At 34.9% G+C, this 19,049-nt stretch carries 22 protein-coding genes and 1 riboswitch; of the genes, 8 read left to right on the plus strand and 14 right to left on the minus strand.

Going from position 1 to position 19,049, the window contains the following annotated elements; translation table 11 throughout:
* Window positions 1-7: 7 nt before the first annotated feature.
* From BR87_RS04845 to BR87_RS04860, 6 genes are all read right to left on the minus strand, one after another.
* A complete protein-coding gene (locus tag BR87_RS04845) occupies window positions 8-223 on the minus strand; it encodes a hypothetical protein (protein ID WP_035029383.1) in 216 nt (71 codons plus the stop codon).
* Window positions 220-474: a hypothetical protein gene (locus BR87_RS04850; RefSeq protein ID WP_035029386.1), complete on the minus strand. Its 255-nt coding sequence runs from the start codon at window positions 472-474 to the stop codon at window positions 220-222. Before BR87_RS04850 ends, BR87_RS04845 begins: the two co-directional genes overlap by 4 nt.
* A gap of 196 nt (window positions 475-670) precedes the next feature.
* Complete coding sequence (locus tag BR87_RS13170; RefSeq protein ID WP_169741132.1) at window positions 671-823, minus strand: hypothetical protein; 153 nt, start codon at window positions 821-823, stop codon at window positions 671-673.
* Window positions 824-862: 39 nt separating this feature from the next.
* Window positions 863-1,180, minus strand: a complete 318-nt coding sequence (locus BR87_RS13175; RefSeq protein ID WP_169741133.1) for a hypothetical protein — start codon at window positions 1,178-1,180, stop codon at window positions 863-865.
* Window positions 1,156-1,311, minus strand: a complete 156-nt coding sequence (locus BR87_RS13180) for a BOW99_gp33 family protein (RefSeq protein WP_169741134.1) — start codon at window positions 1,309-1,311, stop codon at window positions 1,156-1,158. The genes BR87_RS13175 and BR87_RS13180 overlap by 25 nt, the downstream gene beginning before the upstream one ends.
* Before the next feature lie 16 nt (window positions 1,312-1,327).
* A complete protein-coding gene (locus BR87_RS04860; RefSeq protein ID WP_035029390.1) occupies window positions 1,328-1,525 on the minus strand; it encodes a helix-turn-helix domain-containing protein in 198 nt (65 codons plus the stop codon).
* 138 nt (window positions 1,526-1,663) lie between these two features.
* Between BR87_RS04860 and BR87_RS04865 the strand changes: the two genes are divergently transcribed.
* Together BR87_RS04865 and BR87_RS04870 are read left to right on the plus strand one after the other, a co-directional pair.
* The gene (locus BR87_RS04865) at window positions 1,664-1,867 is read left to right on the plus strand and encodes a zinc ribbon domain-containing protein (RefSeq protein WP_035029393.1); all 204 of its coding nucleotides are present in this window, start codon (window positions 1,664-1,666) and stop codon (window positions 1,865-1,867) included.
* 49 nt (window positions 1,868-1,916) lie between these two features.
* The gene (locus BR87_RS04870; RefSeq protein ID WP_035029395.1) at window positions 1,917-2,102 is read left to right on the plus strand and encodes a hypothetical protein; all 186 of its coding nucleotides are present in this window, start codon (window positions 1,917-1,919) and stop codon (window positions 2,100-2,102) included.
* Between the two features lie 123 nt (window positions 2,103-2,225).
* Here the strand turns inward: BR87_RS04870 and BR87_RS04875 are convergent, their stop codons facing one another.
* Both BR87_RS04875 and BR87_RS04880 read right to left on the minus strand, forming a co-directional pair.
* Window positions 2,226-2,942 (minus strand): BRO family protein, encoded by a 717-nt coding sequence (locus BR87_RS04875; RefSeq protein ID WP_035029398.1) that lies wholly within the window; start codon window positions 2,940-2,942, stop codon window positions 2,226-2,228.
* On the minus strand, window positions 2,943-3,200 hold the full coding sequence (locus BR87_RS04880; protein ID WP_244877029.1) for an XRE family transcriptional regulator: 258 nt from the start codon (window positions 3,198-3,200) through the stop codon (window positions 2,943-2,945).
* A 141-nt stretch (window positions 3,201-3,341) separates the two neighbouring features.
* Here BR87_RS04880 and BR87_RS04885 point away from each other — a divergent pair, with 141 nt between their 5' ends.
* The 5 genes from BR87_RS04885 to BR87_RS04905 all read left to right on the plus strand — a co-directional run bounded on the left by BR87_RS04885 (window position 3,342) and on the right by BR87_RS04905 (window position 6,714).
* Window positions 3,342-3,731 carry a helix-turn-helix domain-containing protein gene (locus BR87_RS04885; protein ID WP_035029401.1) on the plus strand — a complete coding sequence of 130 codons (390 nt, stop codon included), beginning with the start codon at window positions 3,342-3,344 and terminating at the stop codon, window positions 3,729-3,731.
* Window positions 3,732-3,734: 3 nt separating this feature from the next.
* Window positions 3,735-4,166, plus strand: coding sequence for an ImmA/IrrE family metallo-endopeptidase (locus BR87_RS04890; protein ID WP_035029403.1), 432 nt, complete (start codon window positions 3,735-3,737; stop codon window positions 4,164-4,166).
* 20 nt (window positions 4,167-4,186) lie between these two features.
* A complete protein-coding gene (locus tag BR87_RS04895; protein ID WP_035029406.1) occupies window positions 4,187-4,498 on the plus strand; it encodes a hypothetical protein in 312 nt (103 codons plus the stop codon).
* Between the two features lie 97 nt (window positions 4,499-4,595).
* The gene (locus BR87_RS04900) at window positions 4,596-5,162 is read left to right on the plus strand and encodes a DUF5067 domain-containing protein (protein ID WP_035029409.1); all 567 of its coding nucleotides are present in this window, start codon (window positions 4,596-4,598) and stop codon (window positions 5,160-5,162) included.
* A gap of 118 nt (window positions 5,163-5,280) precedes the next feature.
* The gene (locus BR87_RS04905) at window positions 5,281-6,714 is read left to right on the plus strand and encodes a recombinase family protein (RefSeq protein ID WP_035029412.1); all 1,434 of its coding nucleotides are present in this window, start codon (window positions 5,281-5,283) and stop codon (window positions 6,712-6,714) included.
* 71 nt (window positions 6,715-6,785) lie between these two features.
* Here the strand turns inward: BR87_RS04905 and comGB are convergent, their stop codons facing one another.
* The 5 genes from comGB to mgtA all read right to left on the minus strand — a co-directional run bounded on the left by comGB (window position 6,786) and on the right by mgtA (window position 13,351).
* Window positions 6,786-7,859 carry a competence type IV pilus assembly protein ComGB gene (comGB, locus tag BR87_RS04910; protein WP_342341575.1) on the minus strand — a complete coding sequence of 358 codons (1,074 nt, stop codon included), beginning with the start codon at window positions 7,857-7,859 and terminating at the stop codon, window positions 6,786-6,788.
* Window positions 7,807-8,874 carry a competence type IV pilus ATPase ComGA gene (comGA, locus tag BR87_RS04915; RefSeq protein ID WP_035029417.1) on the minus strand — a complete coding sequence of 356 codons (1,068 nt, stop codon included), beginning with the start codon at window positions 8,872-8,874 and terminating at the stop codon, window positions 7,807-7,809. Before comGA ends, comGB begins: the two co-directional genes overlap by 53 nt.
* A 307-nt stretch (window positions 8,875-9,181) precedes the next feature.
* On the minus strand, window positions 9,182-9,907 hold the full coding sequence (locus BR87_RS04920) for a YebC/PmpR family DNA-binding transcriptional regulator (protein WP_035029419.1): 726 nt from the start codon (window positions 9,905-9,907) through the stop codon (window positions 9,182-9,184).
* 105 nt (window positions 9,908-10,012) lie between these two features.
* Window positions 10,013-10,540: a VanZ family protein gene (locus BR87_RS04925; RefSeq protein WP_035029422.1), complete on the minus strand. Its 528-nt coding sequence runs from the start codon at window positions 10,538-10,540 to the stop codon at window positions 10,013-10,015.
* Between the two features lie 195 nt (window positions 10,541-10,735).
* Window positions 10,736-13,351, minus strand: coding sequence for a magnesium-translocating P-type ATPase (mgtA, locus tag BR87_RS04930; protein ID WP_035029424.1), 2,616 nt, complete (start codon window positions 13,349-13,351; stop codon window positions 10,736-10,738).
* A 353-nt stretch (window positions 13,352-13,704) separates the two neighbouring features.
* A riboswitch (M-box (ykoK) riboswitch) is annotated at window positions 13,705-13,870 on the minus strand.
* Between the two features lie 153 nt (window positions 13,871-14,023).
* Here mgtA and BR87_RS04935 point away from each other — a divergent pair.
* A complete protein-coding gene (locus BR87_RS04935; protein WP_035029427.1) occupies window positions 14,024-15,832 on the plus strand; it encodes a M3 family oligoendopeptidase in 1,809 nt (602 codons plus the stop codon).
* Window positions 15,833-15,990: 158 nt separating this feature from the next.
* Here the strand turns inward: BR87_RS04935 and BR87_RS04940 are convergent, their stop codons facing one another.
* Window positions 15,991-18,273, minus strand: coding sequence for a nitric-oxide reductase large subunit (locus tag BR87_RS04940; RefSeq protein ID WP_244877030.1), 2,283 nt, complete (start codon window positions 18,271-18,273; stop codon window positions 15,991-15,993).
* Between the last annotated feature and the right edge of the window lie 776 nt (window positions 18,274-19,049).

Genomic DNA, 19,049 nt, shown 5'->3' on the forward strand with positions numbered 1-19,049 from the left:
AAGCGCGCTAATTGGGATTGCACTCCTGATTAGCTTTTTTTATTTTCTCTATTTCTTCTCTTAACTGGTTCCTCTCATTCATGTAAAAATCTAGTTCCGTTTGGTTTTTGATGTAGTTAATGTCTCCTTTCTCTATTAATCCGTTGATGTGGTCCGTTAATATCTCAATTCGATTTGTGAAATATTCGATCCATACATTTTTAGTCGGTTCAGTTTCATTCATGAGTTCACCTTCTTTATTATTAAAGGTTCTGGATAAAGCTTTTTTATCACTCTTGTTTTCGTTATTTCTGGATTTTTATTTGATTCTTCGCTCGGGTACTTATCTATTAAAAACTGATGGACCATCTCTTTGGTTTCTCCTAATGCATATCGTTTCTTACTGATTTCGCCGATTGCTTCGTACATTTGCCATTCCTCTTTACTCAATTTTTTCGCAATCTTCACAAGTTCTTGGATAACCCACTTCTTCAAAGTCTTCCATCCAGGAGCCGCACACTTGACAAACTAATCCATTCAATACGTCTTCCATTTAAATCATCCCTTCAATTTTTATTACATTAGCCTGATAGCCTAAGCTAACCAACTTGTTCCTGAAACCATACGCTTGCTCTATGCTGTAAGCTGTAGCTATTGTGGGTAAATCTGTTGATGTTATATAGAACACTGATTACCACTCTCCTAATAAGCCTATTGTGAATAATGGCTGTCCTGTTTCATCGCTGCACACTTCAATCCCACCAATTTTAAAAGCTTCTTTAATCCAATAGTCAGGCCGTTCATGGTAAGAACTTTCTGGAATCTGTTCTGCTGCTCTGTTCATTATTTATTCCTCCTTCTAATTTTTTCACCACGTAACTTCTTAATTCCCCCACACATAACCAGTTTCGATCCCACCGGCTATTCCAATTAACATCAACAAAATAATCAAACCGATAATTGAGGCGCTATTTGTTAGATCTCCATTTTCATCAAATACTTTAAATTTGTTCCGCTTGTTTTTGATATAAACATTACGGCTAGACCAGATTAATTTTTTAATCATTTCTAATGACATCCAACTCACTCCTTTATTAGATAGATAATTAATTTTGATATGATAATCACTCCCGAATAAAAAGAAATGATTAGGAATAGTTTGAACAAAATACTTATTTAAATGACCTCCTCTTTTTTCCATTCTCTTTCTTCAGTAGAAGATTGAAAAACAGCAAAAACTTTATCTGAAAATTCTTTTGGAAGGACAAAACCTTCCATAGTGTCTAATTCAGTACCATCTCGCAAAACGTTAATAACTTTGTACTTAGGCACGATCTACACTCCTTTTCTATTTGCTCCTAAATTCATCTAGCCCAATTCCTAACGCATCAACTATTTTACAAATGGTCTTGAATCTTAAATCGCTCACTCTTCCACTTTTCAGTTCATAAAGAGTATTTTGAGCAATACCAGATTTTTTCGTTAATTCGTAAATAGTTATGTTCTTGTCTTCTAATTGATTATTTATTTTTTTCCATAAATCCATAAACACCCTCCTGAAAACACTGTATAATGTGTTATTTAATATTTAACGCACAATATATTGTGTTATAATATAATTATATAAATCGACTAATCTACCAACTGAGATTTATATAAAATAAACTAAGTGAGGTGATTGTATTTGTCTAAAAAAAGTGGACTAACCATAAAATCTAATGGATTAGGTAAAGCATTATCAAATCCAGAAAAGATTGCTAAAGATATGTTGAAGCAAGGTGGATCATTTGAAGTGAAATGTCCTAATTGTGGAAAACAATTCAAAGCGAAAGTTGGATTGAATTTATGTCCTCACTGTAAAAAAGAAATTGATTTCAAAATTAAATAGTTTCTTATCAGCAAGTGGTCTGCTGAAATACTGATAAGGAGGTGATTAAATGAGTAAAACTGATAAAGAATTAGCTATAGACGTTGCTAAAGCGCTTATAGAAGCTAACTCTGTAAAATTTGGAGTCGGCCCTAACAATGTTGCTAAACAAACATATGGTTTAAATCTAGAATCAATTCAAAATGTAATTAAAGGAGTTTATACAACCCTTCAAAATTTGCCTGAGGAAAAATAGAAATTGTTACAGCAATTTCATATTTGTCTTTTAGAGCTTCTAACTCATTTAGAAGCTCTTTCGCTTCTTCAAAAGTCATTACTTGAATTTCGATGTTAAGAATTATCTTTTGTTCCTTCATGGTTATACCTCCATTTCAATTTGATTATTTAAATGTTTAATCTCAAATGACAGTTCCATCGAAGGTGCCCACATAGCAGCTATCTCCATTGCTTCTTCAAATCTCAACTTTGGAATTTCTTCATAACTAGCCACTTCAAAGTAATTTTTGATTTCTCTCCAGTGTTCTGAAACAGCTACTCGGTATAGTTCTTTATACGCGTTTGATTTCTTTCCTCCTACAGCAGCCATCACATTTGCTTTAACTAGTTTTGATAATTGAGATTTTTGCAGTCTGCTTAGATCGATTTCTTTTTTTAGTCCTTCTACATCATTTGAAACAGTGTTTAAACGTTGCTTGATTTCCTTTTGTGTTTCTAAAGTGGCAATCATGATGTCTTCTTGGGACATCGAAGTTTGGTAACTTCCTGTTTTTCTGATTGAAGGCAATACTTCGCTTGTTACCCAACGCTTGAATTTTTTTGCATTAGGAAGTTTTGATTTAATGATTAGGCTATATAGACCTGATTCATTGATAATTGTCACCTCTCTATTTTGACCTGCCATAACGATTCGTTCGGTCAGCTTGTCATCCTCATCTACGTGATCTTTTAATGCTTTTGGTGAATTTGAGTAACCTAGCAAATCTGATACATCTTTTCCAATAAACCATGGTTGGCCATCAATTAATTGGGTTCTTACTTCGTTGCTTTCGAAATTGAATATTTGTAGATCGTTCATTTAACTTACCTCCCGTCTATTTTTAATTGTATAACTTAAAGTTGACTCACAGTTAAAAAAAATATTATCTCTCGATATGTTATAAATTTTGCTAAACGCATTTGCGAATTTAATAGGCGTATCATCTGGATGCTGTTCGTAGTATGCAACCTTCTGTCTAGTGACTTTCTCACCTAAAATTGCTGACAACGCTTCAGCTGCTTCTTCTTGTTTCATTCCAACATTAACTCTAGCTGCTGCTAAGGTTATTCTTAACATATAACTCACCTCCTTGGTTACATAATAATATAACTTAAAGTTATAGTCAATAACTTTGTACAACTTTCTAAAACTTTTTGTTGTGTTTTTTAAACTTTAAGTTATACTATAAATATAAACTTCATTATAAGGAGCAAAAAAATGACTAACGAAAACGAAACAAAAATTCCTCAACAAATTACATTACTTCGTTCAAGGTTCGGATGGACTCAACAAGAATTAGCAGATAAAATCGGCTTTTCTAAACAAACTATCTCTAATTGGGAGACAGGATTGAAAGTACCTCGTATGGGAGCAATACAAAAGATGGCAGATTTGTTTGGTGTTTCGATAAGTTTTATTATTGACGGTGATGAAAACACTCCTGAATGGGCTGATGAGAAAGATATTTTAGATTTAAAGGATATGTTAGAAAATAATGTAAATATGGCTTATGGTGGCGAAGAACTAACTGATGAAGAAAAACAAAGGGTTAAAGATGTTTTAACAGGAATATTTTGGGAGAAAAATAAGCAAAGAAAGGATAAGTAATCTATGGATCAAAGAATTTTGCAGCTTATTAAAGAATTGTACTTGAGATATAACTCTTATAATCCTTTTGTTCTTTCCGAATTATTAAACCTGGAAGTTAAATATGTATCCTTTGGAAATAGTCCTCTTGGTCAAGTCGCTTACATTTATGAAACGCCTATCATTTTATTAAACGAATATCTAAAAGACAGTAATGAAAGGTTTTTCGTTTGTGCCCATGAGTTATACCATGCGCTGGAACACACAGACTTATCGAGCTATTATATTTCTAACAGGATCGCTAAAAATAAAATGGAAACAGAAGCAAATACATTTGCTACCATTATTCTATTTAATGATTTTATCGAAAATAACCAGTTTCTTCCTGAGTCTTTTGACTCCCTTGCTCATACATATGGTTTTCCGGAAAGCTCCAAAATGATTTTAGGAATATAGCTTAGCTTAGGAGGTAAATAATGACATTTAAAGAATTTTTAGAATATATAAACGAAAATTTAAGCGGAAAGAGCACTTTTTATGAAAAAGCAATGGAAGACCAATTAGCTCGCAACGGAAGACGTGCTCCTGCTAAACGGTGGAATGAAACGAAGATAGATCGAGCAATTGATAAGATGTGGGTTGAATTAGTTCGCAATATTTATGATAAGTTTAAATCTACCATCAATTCTAAATCATCTGACCCTTACCAAGGATGGATTGATTTTATGAACAAAAATGAATCTCTAGAAAAGTTAGATGAAATGATTGTCGATCTAGAATTCGAGTAAAAAAATAACCCTAATAACTGCTGGAACAGTTCTAGGGCTAAGTTCTATCTCTTCTATCTCAAATAAATTATAACATATTTTATTGGAGGAGTTTAGAATGAAGAAAATTATTGGTTTGCTATTAGCATCAAGTTTTATTTTAGTAGCATGTGATGACACGTCTAATGCTTCAAATGACACTGAAACAATTATTACCGAAAAGTCTTCTGAATCATCAAGCGAACTTACACAAGCCGAATGGGTAGAACAATACGGACCTGAAACTGCTACATATGAAGACGAGACGTTGACAACTCAATATGGTACCTTCGGTTTCAAGGAATCAGATTACACAGAAAGCCTTGATGGATCTCCAGTAGTGATTGTTAGATTCGATTACACAAATACAACAGATGAGAATCAAAATATAGAGTCTTTGATATGGGACTATTTTGACGGTAAACAAGTTTTTGAGAATACTACTGAAGCAACTGGATATTTGATTATGGATGAAGAGGAACCTTATTACGACGAATATAATAATACTCAAGTAGAAATAAATCCTGGTGCTACTGTTTCTGGCGCTTATGGAATAACGTTGAAAGATAATTCAGTTCCTTTGACATTGGATTTTAAAGATGAAAATGGAGAAGTAATCGGAACCAAAGAATTTGTATTAGAATAGAAAACAAAAAGAACACCCCTGCCCTCGCCAAAGTTTAGGAGTGTCCAACAAACAAAAATTAACCTAAAATAGGTCTCTTTTCTATGTCCTATTTTAGCACAAATAGGAGGAATTTTACATGAAAAAAGTAGCAATATACGCTAGAGTTAGTACCTTGAATCAAGCGAAAGAAGGATATTCGATAGATGGTCAAATAAATGCTTTAACCAAATATTGCGAAGCTATGGATTGGAAGATTGTTGACACCTATACTGATGCTGGATATTCTGGCTCAAGTATTGATAGACCAGCCATGAAGCGAATGCTTTTAGATATCGAAAACAAAAGATTAGACGCTGTTATCGTTTATAAATTAGACCGGCTTTCAAGAAACGTCCAAGATACTTTGGACTTAATAAAAAATGTTTTTAATGAGAATAGCATTGATTTTATTTCACTTAGCGAAAATATTGATACTTCATCAGCAATGGGTGGGTTGTTTTTAACACTTTTATCCGCTATTGCTGAATTCGAACGCGAACAGATAACCGAGCGCATGCATATGGGGAAGGTTGGACGAGCGAGATCTGGAAAACCGATGGGATGGACAAGGCCGCCATTTGGGTACACTTATGCTGATGGAAATTATATTGTCGACGATTTTAAAGCATTGATAATTAAAAAGATATATAAAGAATACCTTTCTGGAACTTCTATTACGAAATTGAGAGATAAACTAAACGAAGAGGGACATATTGGAAAAGACATCAAGTGGTCTTACCGTGCTGTCCGACTTATTTTAGATAATCCTGTTTATGCTGGTTACATAAACTTTAAAGAGGAAGTTTATAAAGGTAATCATAAGCCCATCGTCTCAAAAGAAACTTTTGATAAAGTGCAATTAGAATTAGATATTCGTCAAAAGCAAGCTTACGCTAATAATAACAACCCTCGTCCTTTCCAAGGGAAATATATGTTAAGTGGCTTAGCTCGGTGTGGCTATTGTGGTGCGCCTTTAGAATCAACGTTAGGCAACATACGTAAAGATGGTACAAGACTTAAAAAGTATCAATGCATGAATCGAACTGTTAAATTAAGAACGACTAATTATAACAATAATAAAAAATGTGTTTCAGGTTTTTATCACATGAATGTACTAGAAGAATATGTAGTAGATGAAATATCTAAGCTTCAAATGAATCCTAAAACTGCTTTTGAACAAACAGAAACAAAAAGTGAAGATCATACTGAAATTTATGAACAAAGGATAATCAGCATCGATAAGAAAATAAATAAATTATCTGATTTGTATATGAATGATCTTATCAGTTTAGAGGATATGCAACTTAAAGCTAAATCTTTAAAAGATGAAAGAAGTAATCTGATAGATAAAATTTATCGTTCTGAAAATAACCTTAAAAATATAAAAAAAGAAAAAGCTCAAACCTACTTGGATAATTTAGAAAAGAATATAAACGAAGAAACTTATGAGAATAAAAAGAAAATTATAAATATCTTGATTGAAAAAGTTTATGTGAAAGCTGATGAAATCAAGGTTAATTGGAAGTTCTAACTAAACATATTTACTATACATCATCTCAATTAAAGTGAAACCGTTATCATTTAACTTTTTTTGTTTTCTCATTACACGATCCCCTCCATCATTGAAAAACTGGGCAGTAATAAAGCTAAGTAAATACATAAAATAAAGAAAGCTACCAAAAGGAAAATAAATGGCTGAATCCAGCCAAGCATTTTTTGCAATTGGTGTACCATACGTTCCTGGCAATCTTCAGCATAAATAGCCAGTTCGCTTGCTAATTGACTAGTCGCTTCTCCATGCAAAATAATCAAACCCAATTCTTTGTTGAAAAACGGCCATTCACTCATGGATTCTTTAAAATTTAAACCTGATTTTAGTTTTTCTTCCATTATACTGGCTACTTCCCGCATTAAAGCGGTTGTTTCTTTTGCTTGCATCAATTCAATTATTGCATTCATTTGATACCCGCTTTTAAGCAATTGACTCCATTCGTAACTAAAAAAGTGAGTATAGTACAACCGCAATAGATTGCTAGCCAATGGAATTTTCATATAAAAAGTAGCTTGTTTGATAGCTGACCATCTTTTTAATTCTCTGAAAATCAGTATAAAAATGAGTAAGCAAACTAGTCCGGAAATCAATAATATAGTAGGGAATTCTTCTATGAATCCTATCGCAAATCGATTGATCCATGAAAGGTTGCGAGCAGATGTATCATAAAGTTGCTGGAAATTTGGTAATAAAACCAAACGCATAGCAATTAAAATTCCTATCATAAAGACCATCAAAACCAATGGATATTGTAATAACCTGAATAGTTGCTTTTTTTGTTTATTTTTAGCGTCTAAATACTGGCCGCTTGAATAAAGTGCTTCTGCGAACCGACCATGAATCAGGGATAAATAAACTTGGGTAGATACACGTTCAGAAAAACCAAGGCTTTTGATAATTTCATCAAACCGTTCCCCATTTTCTAATTGTTTCAAGATTATTTGAATCCACTGGTTTTCTTTCGGCATGATCGTTGCTAAAAAAAGCAAGGCTTCCCTTAAGGTGAAGCCTTCTTGAATTAATGAAGCTAATTTCATTAAAAATGATGCTTGCACAGCTATCAGGGGTACTTTATGGGATTTGGTATTTTTGAAAATTTTTTTTAGTAATAAAACCATAAGCATACGCCTTTCTCAATAAACAGTTGAATGATCTGGATGTATTTTCCGATGATTCTTCAAAAGAAAAATCAGCAGATAGACAATGCTGCAACTGCTTTTTCGCTAGTACTTCATAAATAACTGCTCGTTTCTCATAGATGTCTAAATGTGTACAGTTAATTTGACAATCTCCTTCACAAAAAGGGCAGCTTTTTGGAATTAATTTTTGGAAAATCACTCCTAAAAGAGTTTGCTTCAGCTGCTCCATGCTTACACCAAGTTCTAACAGCCGGGAAAGTACGCCTACAGCATTTTTTGCATGAATACTGGCAATCATCAAATGACCTGTAAGGGCTCCGCGCATTACCATTTTTGCCGTTTCTTCGTCTCGAATTTCGCCAACAATCAATGTATCTGGATGGTGTCTTAAACTCGACCTTAGCAGACTCTCATAAGAAATCCCAGCTTTTTCATTGATTTGTGTTTGTAAAAAAGCTGGTTCTTCTATTTCTATGGGGTCTTCGACTGTGATAACTTGTTGTTTATTTTCAGAATGGCAATCACGGATCAACTGGTACATTGTCGTTGTCTTTCCTGAACCAACTGGGCCTGAAAATAACAGTAATCCACTTTTAAAACGGACCAAATCGGTCATTTCCTCAACTTCTTGTTGAAAAAAAGCAGTTTGTTTTAAGGTTCCCATATTATTTTGAATTAATAAGCGGATCACCAAAGATTCTTGACCACGGAAATTAGTGATTGTTGAAAAACGTAAAGCTTGCTTTTTTTTGTTTATCTTTATTTGAACAGAACCGCTTTGGGGTTTTCTTCTTTCGCCAACATCCATATTTCCAAGATATTTAAAGTAAGAAATCAATCGGTTGCCTTCTTCTTGTGTCAGTAACAGCATCTGCAGCAATTCCCCACTGATTCTGAAAAATAGTATATACTGATTTAATTCAGGTAAAATATGAATATCGCTGGCTCCTTTAGTCTGCGCATCTAATACGATATGTTCAGCAAATTGTTCTATCTCCATACTTTCTGCCGATACATTGTCTCAATCTAGGCCCTCTAATTGAACTTGGGTATCTGGCCATTCCCTCCTTTTTATTTTTTATCTTGTTTCTTTCAGTTTTTTCCCCCTCCTTTAACAACTTTTACTCTCCACTCTAACTATCTGCATCTTTTTCTATTTCTATTTTTTTTAATAAAAAAATATCTATTAGAGAATTCAATCTACTAGATTATTTCCTGCTGCTTTAACAAGCGACTAATTTAGCCACTAAAAAAATACTTGTCCCTTACCAATTGATAAGGAACAAGTATTTTTTAAATTTATTGACTTACATTTCTGCATTATGAAAGACTTCTGAAACATCGTCATCATCTTCTAATTTATCCAACATTTGTTCAAAAATAGCTTTTTTATCTTCTGGCATTTCAACGGTTGTTTGAGGAACCATTGTTACTTCTGATTTAGCCAAAGTGTAGCCTTCTTTTTCTAAAGCATCACGGACTGCTGGAAAATCAGATGGATCTGTATAAATTTCAAACACTTCTTCTGAAGTCTCCATTTCTTCTCCGCCCGCTTCTAAAACGCTCATCAGCATAGTATCTTCATCCACATCTAAGCCTTCGCGTTCAATTGCAATATATCCTTTACGTTCAAACATATAGCTGACAGAACCTTTTTCACCCATCGTTCCGCCATTTTTATTGAAAGCAACACGTACGTTCGTACCTGTCCGATTTAAGTTATCTGTTAAAGCATGTACTAAAACAGCGATGCCGTTTGGTCCATACCCTTCATAAGTTACTTCATCATAGTTTTCATTTTCTGCTGTATTACTGCCTTTTTTTATGGCACGTTCAATATTGTCATTTGGCATATTATTTGACTTTGCTTTATCCATCACCATGCGCAATGAAGGATTTGTGCTGGGGTCAGGTCCACCGCTTTTCACAGCCATATAAATTTCTCTTGATATTTTTTGAAAAATTTTGCCGCGTTTTGAATCTTGTGCATTTTTACGTCCTTGGATATTATTCCATTTTGAATGTCCTGACATTCCATTCCCTCATTTCATTGTGTATTTAGGCAAACAAGCCTTATCTATTTTACCAAAAAACCTACCATCGAGCAAACTTTTCTTTAATAACAATGTGGTTTTATCTTAACGTAAAGAACGAAAACTTTTTTTTCGTTTCTTTTTAGGACTATGAAAAAAGAAAAAGAGCAGCGCTAGTATGATTGCAGTCATTGCTCCTATACTATCTAATTGAACGTCTTGCAGCAAAGGCGTTCGGTTAGGTGTGATGCCTTGATGGAATTCATCGACAGCAGCATACCCAGTCGTTAAGAACCATGAAACTAATGCCGCCAAACTTATACTTGTCATTTTATTTTTCAGTCCTAAAAACCAGCATAAGCCCAATAAAAAGTAAGTTCCGAAATGAGCTCCTTTGCGAATAAAAAATTCTATAAATTTACTATAACCTAAAGCTGAGATACTGACCTCGCTTTCAGAATAAGTAAATTGCACATTACTCAATACGTTTTTTAATGGTTCTTTCGCTAATAACTGATCTAATACAGGTGTAATAGACTGTTTTTCATATGGCTGAGAAGAACTATAGAATAATACAATCATAATAGCTAATGCTAATCCGATAAATAAATTGTCTTTTGTTGCTAAGCGCATTTCTTTCCTTCCTTCCTTCCTTTCACCAACCTGCCTTCTAGATTTAATACAAACTATAAAAAGGCAGCGTTATTTACAACTCACTATCATCAGTATAGCAAAAAAAACTTTTTTTCTATAGAAAAATAAAGTAAAGTAGCGTTCTATCATTGCTGATAAAACGCTGCTTGGTTTGCATTCTCTATTCTATTCTCTTTATAACCATTGTTTATTTACTTTAATATAAATATCTTTAACTATTTGAGTTAATACAATATAGGCTAAAACGATTAGAATCATCCATTTCCAGTAATTTTCCGGTAAAGCTACAAAATCAAAGAAGGTACCGAATGTGCTTCCTGGAATCAATACAGCAGCCGCTACAACGGCAATTGTTGAGAGTATCACACTCATGCTGGCTCTGCTTTGGATAAAGGGTATTTTTTTCGTTCTAATGACGTGTACGACAACTGTTTGAGTGATCAACCCGATCACAAACCAGCCGGAGTGGAATAAAGCAGCGTCTTGGACAGTATTGGCATGGAAAACAAACCACATCAGCATAAAGGTTAAGATATCAAAAATAGAACTGATCGGTCCCACACTAAAAGTAAATTTTAATAAATCAGACGTTCCCCATTTAGCTGGTTTTATTAAATCTTCCTCATCCATCTTATCCCAAGGAATCGTTAATTGAGCAACATCATAGATCAGATTTTGGACTAAGAGTTGAATCGAAAGCATTGGTAAGAACGGTAAAAAGGCACTGGCTACTAATACACTAAAGACATTTCCAAAGTTCGAACTGATGGTCATTTTAATGTATTTCATCATGTTGCCAAAAACAGTCCGACCTTCTAACACGCCATCTTCTAAAACCGTTAAACTCTTTTCTAACAGAATGATTGAGCTAGCTTCTTTCGTAATATCGGCTGCAGTATCAACAGAAATTCCTACATCAGCTGTTCTTAAAGCAGGGGCATCATTGATACCATCACCCATAAATCCAACGGTGTGCCCTTTCTGTTGCAATAATTCAATGATTCTTGCTTTTTGGGTAGGGTTTAACTTCGCAAAAAGATTGACCTCTTCTGTTGCATCCATCAATTTTTTATCATCCATTGTCTCAAGTTCCGTGCCAAGAATCACGCGGTTTACTTCAATCCCAACTTCTTTGCAGATTTTTTGAGCAACGATCTCGTTATCGCCAGTCAACACTTTTACGTTCACGCCATGTTCATGAAGCGACTGAATAGCTGTGATCGAAGATTGTTTCGGCGGATCTAAGAACCCCATGAATCCTACTAACACCATGTCTGCTTCATCTTTAATAGAATAAACAGCTGAATCATGCACATTTTTCTTGTAAGCAACGCCTAAAGCACGCATGCCTTCTTTATTCATTTTGATACTGACTTCTTCCATTGTTTTTTGTAATTCTGGTGTCAATGAAACAACTTCGCCGTTTAATTCAACATACTGACAAACTTTCAGCATTTCTTCTACTGCACCCTTGGTAATCATCAACTGCTGATCTCCTGCTTTGACAGCTACCGTTAAACGACGTCTTGAAAAATCGAATGGAATCTCATCGATTTTTTCAATTTTCTCTAATTCACTTTCTTCACGGTTTTCACTAAAGTATTCAATAACAGCGTGATCCATCACGTTTTTCCAACCCGTTTGGTAATTTGAATTCATATAGGCTAATTCTAAAACTCGGTCGCTTTCTTCTCCGATCGGATTTATATGGCGTACCAAAACAACTTTATCTTCTGTGATGGTTCCAGTTTTATCTGTACATAAAACATCCATGGCGCCTAAGTTTTGAATAGCATTTAGTTCTTTAACAATTACTTTTTTCTTAGACATTGTAATTGCGCCTTTAGCTAAGTTGCTTGTGATGATCATCGGCAGCATTTCTGGTGTGAGGCCGACTGCTACTGCGATTGAGAAGAAGAACGCCTCCCCCCAATCGCCTTTTGAAATCCCATTGATCAAAAATACAATAGGCACCATAACCAGCATAAAGTTGATCAATAATTTACTGACATTTTTTACTCCGCGGTCGAAACTCGTTTCTCCTCTAGATTTAGAAGATTTAGCAGCAATGTCTCCAAAGAAAGTATCTTCTCCCGTTTTTAATACGACTACTTTTCCTTGTCCGCTCAAAACATCTGTACCCATAAAAGCTAAATTGTGAAGGTCCAAAGCCGTCATATTCGCGTCTTTTTTCTCATTCTCGATATGAACAAATTTTTCAATTGGCATTGATTCGCCCGTTAATGACGATTGATTGACGAATAAGTCTTTGGCCCAAATCAAACGAGCATCAGCTGGAATCAAGTCTCCTGTCGACAAATTAATAATATCTCCAGGAACCACTTCATCAATTGGGGTTTCTTTTGTTACCCCTTCTCTGGTTACTGCACAAGTGGTTTCAATCAGCTCTTTTAAAGCTAAGCTGGCTTTTTGAGAACGGTATTCTTGAATAAAATGAAGTCCCGCACTAAATAAAATCATTAGGCTCATAACAATACTAGCCTCAAAATCTTTAGTAGCAGCTGAGACAACTAATAAAAGTGCTAAAACATAAATAAAGGGATCTTTGAATGCTTGGAGCAACAGTAAATACCAAGGAATCGGTTTTTGGGAAGCTACTTCATTCAATCCAAATTCTTCTAAGCGTTTTTCCGCTTCTGATTTGCTTAAGCCTGATGCTTCTGTCTTCAATTGTTTTAAAACCGCTTCTTCTGTCAAGTAACCTAGTTCTTTCAATTGATTGTTTTTAGATTTCTTTTCTGTATAAATGTGTTTTTTTTGATTTGCCATCATTTTTTCCTCCTCTTGTCTTACCGGAAAAAATAAGTTTTACTACACTCTTATCCTAACTAAGAGGTTTATGGTAGGTTTACTTATTTTTTCTTTATTTTTCCAACAATCATCATCTGGATGATCACTACTAGATCCTTTTTCCATACCATTCACCTCTTTCCCATTTTGTTAGGTTTTGTTCTACTGAAAACTAGCTGTTGCTCATAATGGATAAGTTTTTCAGTTTAATCGACACAACAAAAAAAGTACATACTCTATTCCGCGATAGAGTATGTACCTGAATTGTTTATCTCAAATAAACGGTTCACATATTTAATACTGAATGAAGTGCAAAACAAATAAAGACACAGTATTAGTTCTCCATCGTCGAGTTTTAGCACTATATGGCGTAGATTATTCATCAGCTACATTAAATATGGCCTTAATTCGACCATCTCTGTTGACCCATTGGTGTCTCTCGACGTTTTTGGGCAGCAGCATATTTCCATATAGGAGCCTCACCTAACAGAAGCTTATTCATTTCTTGTCACCTACTAAGCTAACTCATCTCAGCGGAGATGTCAACCAACACGCTGGTTTTAATTTTCCGTAATTTACAAAAGGATGGTTTTAAACTAAGGACAACTAGATTATAATAAAAGAAGACACATGCAGAAGGGAAGTTTTTAAATGAAGTACAGTATGAATTGGGACCTAGATTCTATTTTTTCAGGCGGCAGTCATTCCACAGAATTACAAGAAAAAATAACGTTGATTCAAGAGCAATTAACTGAATTCTCTACTGCTGTTAAAGAATGGAACAGCAAAGAGGATAAGCCTTATTTCCATCAATTTTCTTCTATTTTAGGACTACAAGAAAAACTCACTTTTGGCTTAACACAAGTACATACTTTTGTTGAAGCTGTTCAGTCAGCTGATGTCAATGATAAACAGACTACTACTTTATTTGGACAAATATTCTCCTTGAGCAGTAGTTTCAATACGATCCAAACTATCCTCACAAAAAAACTTGTTGCTATGCCGGAAGAGGAATGGAAAAAGTTACTTGCTTTGCCCGAATTCCGTCCGGTTGAATTTGTCTTACAAGAGACAAGAACACAAGGAAAAGAATTATTAAGTGAATCCGAAGAGTCTTTAATTAACGCTCTTTCGATTGATGGCTTCCAAGGTTGGAGTGACCACTACGATACTTTAGTCGCTACTATTGAAATTCCATTTGAAGAACAAGATGGAACCATTATCGATCTTTCCGCTGGACAAGCCTATAATAAAATGAATACAGATCCTGACAGCGAAGTCAGAAAACAAATTTTTGATAAATGGGAAACCGCTTGGTCCGAAAAAGCTCCTTTATTTGGCGATACACTAAATCATTTAGCCGGTTTTCGACTAGCCGATTATAAAGCACATGGTGTCTCTGACTTTTTAAAACGCCCTTTAGAATACAACCGAATGAAAAAAGAGACTTTAGATACAATGTGGAAAGCTGTCAGTGACCATAAACAACCATTTATTGACTACTTAAACCGTAAAGCTCAATTAATGGGCAAAGAACGATTAGACTGGCAAGATATTGAAGCACCTGTTTTAGTTGGGGATGCTAAGCCGCAAGTTTATCCTTATGATAAAGGAGCCGCATTTATCATTGAAAACTTCAAAAAAGTCAGTCCTAAAATGGCAAATTTTGCTCAGTCTGCTTTTGAAAAAAACTGGATTGAAGCAGAAAATCGTAATGGCAAACGCCCAGGAGGGTATTGTGCAGAATTGCCGGAAAGCAACGAATCTCGTATTTTTATGACTTATGCTGATTCACCCGGAGAAGTTTCTACTTTGGCTCATGAATTAGGTCATGCTTTCCATAGTCATGTAATGAACGATCTTCCAGCTTTAAATCAGCAATATGCTATGAATGTTGCTGAAACTGCAAGCACCTTTGCAGAACTGATTGTTGCAGACGCCACCGTAAAAGACGCCAAGTCAAAAGAAGAAAAAATCGGTCTGCTTGATACAAAAATCCAAAATGCTTTGGCTATGTTCTTAAATATCCATGCCCGCTTTATTTTTGAATCAACATTCTATGAAGAACGTCAGATGGGAGTAGTAACAGATGAACGGTTGTCTGAATTGATGGAAACAGCTCAAAAAGAAGCTTACCAAAACTCTTTAAATTCTTATCACCCGCATTTTTGGGCTAGTAAGCTTCATTTCTTTATTGCAGATGTTCCTTTTTACAATTTCCCTTATACATTTGGCTATCTTTTCAGTTTAGGAATTTATGCTCAATCTCTAGAAAACAGTAATGGCTTTGAAGATCGGTACATTGCCTTATTACGGGATACAGCTTCAATGACTACAGAAGATTTAGCTAAGAAGCATTTGAATGCTGATTTAACGAAACCTGATTTTTGGACAGCTGGTATCGAAATCATGGAAAATGATATCAAAACTTTCCTAGAATTAACTGAAGAATACCTTTAAAAGATAATAGACCGGCAATCATGAAAGATAAGATTGCCGGTCTATCATTTTTTTTATCATCATTCGACTTGATGCTGACAGCTTTTGACCAACATTGAAATGAGACATATTCGTCTGCCTTAACTTTCAAATAAACTCACAATAATCTATTGTTGTTCTCATTTATGTTCTGCTGGCTTCAAGTTTCGCATAACTTTTATAACAATCACAAGAAGTAAAATAACACCTGCAGTAAAAATTAAGTCTGGAAGCATACGTGCCCATAGCAATTCATAAACAGGAGAAGTCTTATAGAAAGAAGTTTGACGAGCATGCCAATACCCATTGTCTAATGCGTCTTTTAACTGTAAGTAGCCCACAGGCAATAATGTAATAGAAACCATACCTGCAAGTCCGATATTTAACAACCAACTAGACCAGGTAATCATTTTCTCCATTTTTTTATCCCAAATTTCTTTTTTAGAAATATTGCGTAAAGCGTAAAGCATAATGGCGATAGAAAACATACCATAAACACCGGCCATAGAAGCGTGCGCATGTGCAGATGTCCATTGTGTCCCATGTTCAAAGTAGTTAATGGCCGGAGCATTGATTAAAAATCCTAATGCTCCTGCACCAATTGCATTCCAAATGCCTGTTGCTGCCAGAAAATTAAATGTTCCTTTATAAGGAAATTCTTTTCCACTATCACGCATAATTTTATAATGTGTGTAGGCATCCCAAATGAGTAAGCAAAGAGGAACAACTTCCAAAGCTGAAAAACAGGCACCTAGCGCTAGCCAAATGGAATGATCGCCTTCCCAAAAATAATGATGTCCCATACCGACTACGCCCGCGCCTAACAATAAAATCAATTGGAAATAAAGCATCCGAACAGTTGAACGAACAGTCGTTAACTTCATATTTACCATCAGATAGCCAATTAAAATAACCGCAAAGGATTCAAAAATTCCTTCTACCCATAAATGGACGATCCACCAGCGCCAATAATCTGCGAAGGTAATGTGAGAATCAGGAATAATAAACAAAGATGCTAAATAGAATGCGGGTATAGCTATTGACCCGAATAATAATAATGTAATCAAAACTGTTTTATCATCTTTTTTGTGTGTCTTTATACGCGGTATAAATCCGCGAAGCAAAATAATAACCCAAAGCACCATGCCACCAATAAATAGAATTTGCCAAAACTTACCTAATTCAAGATATTCCCAGCCAAAATGACCTACTATCCACCAATTGTCGTTAATAACGTTTAAAATCGAACCCCATTCCCCTAACATACTGCCGCCGATAACAAAAATAAGAGCCCAGAAAAGAAGATCGACTAGTTTACCTTGATGTTTAGGTTCTTTTCCAAATACACGCGGGACAATATAAACCCCGGTTGCTAACCAAGCTGTGGCAATCCAAAAGATAGCAAGCTGCAAGTGCCATGTTTTGGCAATATTAAATGGAAAGAGTCTTTCGATCGGCAAACCGAAGAAACCATTTTCAATATAGTAATGCGACATCAACTCTCCCAACATAATCTGAAGAAGCAGCATTAACACAACAATTAAGAAAAATTTTCCTGTCTTACGTTGGCTTGAAGTAATGGGCATATCAGCATTTACATCTGGTATATTATCGCCAGCATAAGCTTGATCCATTTCAAAATGATAACGGCGTTGTACATACAGAATTGCTGCAACTCCAACAACTAAAACAGCAACACTAATCGCTGTCCAAACCATAGCTTCAGACGTCATAACATTTCCTGCATCTATATCATATGGCCAGTTATTGGTATAGCTGAATATCATGCCAGGACGATTCGTGGAAGACACCCAAGCACTCCAGAAAAAGAAATTCGTTAAATGGTCAATTTTATTTCCTTCTGTCATATAATCGGAAGTTTTTACTTGATCGATCATATTTTCAGGCAGTCCCGCTTCTGTTGGGTTATTAATAAACTTCTCACGATAGTATTCTCTTAAATAATTCACACCAAATACTTGCGCATCCGTCAAAATTAAGGTATCAGTTTTTTTGGTATATCGGTTCTCGCGGATCTCCTGTTTGACTTTCTCTTTAATCCCACCTAGTTCCGTATCTGATAGCTGGTTATACTTCTTAGAATACAACTCATCACCATAATAATGATACATCCCTTCTAAATAAATATGTAAACTTTGTGCTGTATAATCAGGTCCTAAGTACGATCCATTTCCAAGAATCGAACCATAATCAGCTAACCCATACTTTTCATAAACTGCTTGTCCACTTATTAGTTCATCTTTTGTCATTACAACAGTACCATCTTCTGATACCATTTTTGCAGGACGAGGCGCTTCATTCTTAAAAATCAAAATCCCTCCTGCTATTAAAATTGAAAACACCACTGCAAGCACAACTAACAATATTTTGGTTAAACGTCTAAAAGGATGTTCTTCCAACACTATCTTTTCCTCCTCTGATTAATTTGACTTTTCCATCTGCTTTGGTCTAGCTTTTAAACTATCTCATTTTATAAATCAATCATTTACTAGTTTCTTATTTTTAAGTCGATTCATTTAAAGGCACAATCAAAACCTTATACATCATAGTCTTAATTTTTTTGAAATAAATTGATCTAAATCAATGTTTTTACTTATAAGAAATAATATTTTTACTCACATAAATTGATACGTCTCGCTAAACAAAGAAAATGCATATTCTACTCTTATACCGAGAAACATTGTTATACATTAAAAGTACAAGTCTTCTATAAAAAAATCATATTTATTAAAATAGAGGAAAAACAGAATCTCTAGCAAAACCATGAAGAACACTCAATATACAGATCCTCAAAGCTGATTAAAACCGGTTTTCTTAAGGGTCTGTGATTTTTGGTGTTGGTAAGCAAAATGACTCTATTCCACAATCTTGAAATGTTTGGAGGAATAGTGGATACTTGCGGCCATGTAAAGGATTCAAAAAAAGGAAGTACTGTAGGCATGCGCCCAAGTGTATCCTGTCTGTAAGACTGCTGAAGTAGCAATAGCCATGACAAGGCTTGAAAGACTGGAGACAGTAAAGCTCCAGTCGTTTCCATGGCTTCTTGCAAGCAGACACGTAAATTTCGGAGGAAATTTCACTATCTAAGAGTTACCAATACGATTGATAAAGAGCCTTTCTTAACTACTTAGCTTTTTTAAGCAAAAAAAAGGAAGCCCGGAGGCTCCCCAAAAATTTA

This window comes from Carnobacterium mobile DSM 4848 (genome assembly GCF_000744825.1).
In the GTDB taxonomy this organism is placed as follows: domain Bacteria; phylum Bacillota; class Bacilli; order Lactobacillales; family Carnobacteriaceae; genus Carnobacterium_A; species Carnobacterium_A mobile.

What these genes read in the sequence shown, in the direction of transcription:
- BR87_RS04845 (WP_035029383.1), bottom strand. Translation starts at nt 223, where the DNA reads ATGAATGAAACTGAACCGACTAAAAATGTATGGATCGAATATTTCACA.
- BR87_RS13170 (WP_169741132.1), bottom strand. Translation starts at nt 823, where the DNA reads ATGAACAGAGCAGCAGAACAGATTCCAGAAAGTTCTTACCATGAACGG.
- BR87_RS13175 (WP_169741133.1), bottom strand. Translation starts at nt 1,180, where the DNA reads ATGGAAAAAAGAGGAGGTCATTTAAATAAGTATTTTGTTCAAACTATT.
- BR87_RS04860 (WP_035029390.1), bottom strand. Translation starts at nt 1,525, where the DNA reads ATGGATTTATGGAAAAAAATAAATAATCAATTAGAAGACAAGAACATA.
- BR87_RS04870 (WP_035029395.1), top strand. Translation starts at nt 1,917, where the DNA reads ATGAGTAAAACTGATAAAGAATTAGCTATAGACGTTGCTAAAGCGCTT.
- BR87_RS04875 (WP_035029398.1), bottom strand. Translation starts at nt 2,942, where the DNA reads ATGAACGATCTACAAATATTCAATTTCGAAAGCAACGAAGTAAGAACC.
- BR87_RS04880 (WP_244877029.1), bottom strand. Translation starts at nt 3,200, where the DNA reads ATGTTAAGAATAACCTTAGCAGCAGCTAGAGTTAATGTTGGAATGAAA.
- BR87_RS04885 (WP_035029401.1), top strand. Translation starts at nt 3,342, where the DNA reads ATGACTAACGAAAACGAAACAAAAATTCCTCAACAAATTACATTACTT.
- BR87_RS04890 (WP_035029403.1), top strand. Translation starts at nt 3,735, where the DNA reads ATGGATCAAAGAATTTTGCAGCTTATTAAAGAATTGTACTTGAGATAT.
- BR87_RS04895 (WP_035029406.1), top strand. Translation starts at nt 4,187, where the DNA reads ATGACATTTAAAGAATTTTTAGAATATATAAACGAAAATTTAAGCGGA.
- BR87_RS04900 (WP_035029409.1), top strand. Translation starts at nt 4,596, where the DNA reads ATGAAGAAAATTATTGGTTTGCTATTAGCATCAAGTTTTATTTTAGTA.
- BR87_RS04905 (WP_035029412.1), top strand. Translation starts at nt 5,281, where the DNA reads ATGAAAAAAGTAGCAATATACGCTAGAGTTAGTACCTTGAATCAAGCG.
- comGB (WP_342341575.1), bottom strand. Translation starts at nt 7,859, where the DNA reads ATGCTTATGGTTTTATTACTAAAAAAAATTTTCAAAAATACCAAATCC.
- comGA (WP_035029417.1), bottom strand. Translation starts at nt 8,874, where the DNA reads ATGGAGATAGAACAATTTGCTGAACATATCGTATTAGATGCGCAGACT.
- BR87_RS04920 (WP_035029419.1), bottom strand. Translation starts at nt 9,907, where the DNA reads ATGTCAGGACATTCAAAATGGAATAATATCCAAGGACGTAAAAATGCA.
- BR87_RS04925 (WP_035029422.1), bottom strand. Translation starts at nt 10,540, where the DNA reads ATGCGCTTAGCAACAAAAGACAATTTATTTATCGGATTAGCATTAGCT.
- mgtA (WP_035029424.1), bottom strand. Translation starts at nt 13,351, where the DNA reads ATGGCAAATCAAAAAAAACACATTTATACAGAAAAGAAATCTAAAAAC.
- BR87_RS04935 (WP_035029427.1), top strand. Translation starts at nt 14,024, where the DNA reads ATGAAGTACAGTATGAATTGGGACCTAGATTCTATTTTTTCAGGCGGC.